This window comes from Vibrio sp. 2130-1 (assembly GCF_033339515.1).
Map to the genome: position 1 here is coordinate 1 of NZ_JAWOUT010000250.1, position 720 is coordinate 720.

Consider the following 720-nt stretch of genomic DNA (forward strand, 5'->3'; position numbering starts at 1 on the left):
GGTACCTGATGAGTTTTACTCACAAACAATGAACGACTGGGGACGCATTACCGTCCCAAACATGTGGCAAATGGAAGGCCACGGCGATCTGCAATACACCGATGAAGGCTTCCCATTCCCGATCGATGTCCCGTTTGTACCAACCGACAACCCAACGGGCGCTTATCAACGCACATTTACACTTGGTCCACAGTGGGATAACCAACAAACCATCATCAAGTTCGACGGCGTGGAAACCTACTTTGAAGTGTACGTGAACGGCGAGTACGTCGGCTTTAGCAAAGGCAGCCGTCTTACTGCGGAGTTCGACATTTCCAAGTTCGTCCAACAAGGCGAAAACTTGCTCTCCGTACGCGTGATGCAGTGGGCCGATTCCACTTACATTGAAGACCAAGACATGTGGTGGACGGCGGGGATCTTCCGTGATGTTTATCTAATCGGAAAAGAGAACGTTCACGTCCAAGATCTCACCATTCGCACCGATTTCGCCGACGATTACCAAAGTGCGACGCTCAGTGCTCAAATCGAATTGGAAAACCTTTCCACCGCTATCGCGTCTGGCTATACGCTGGAATACGCGCTGCATGACAAAGGCACTGTCGTAGCCAGTGGTCAATGCGATTCACTGACTATCCAAAACCACCACTCAACAAGCTTTGCGATTGATATGGTGAGCCCAACACATTGGACGGCTGAAAATCCTTACCTTTACCACTTGTT

1 protein-coding gene is annotated in these 720 nt (G+C 50.0%); it reads left to right on the plus strand.

Translation table 11 applies throughout. The features are described from left to right. On the plus strand, positions 1–720 hold a 720-nt coding region (locus R7Q09_RS25535), incomplete at both ends, for a sugar-binding domain-containing protein (RefSeq protein WP_411913121.1).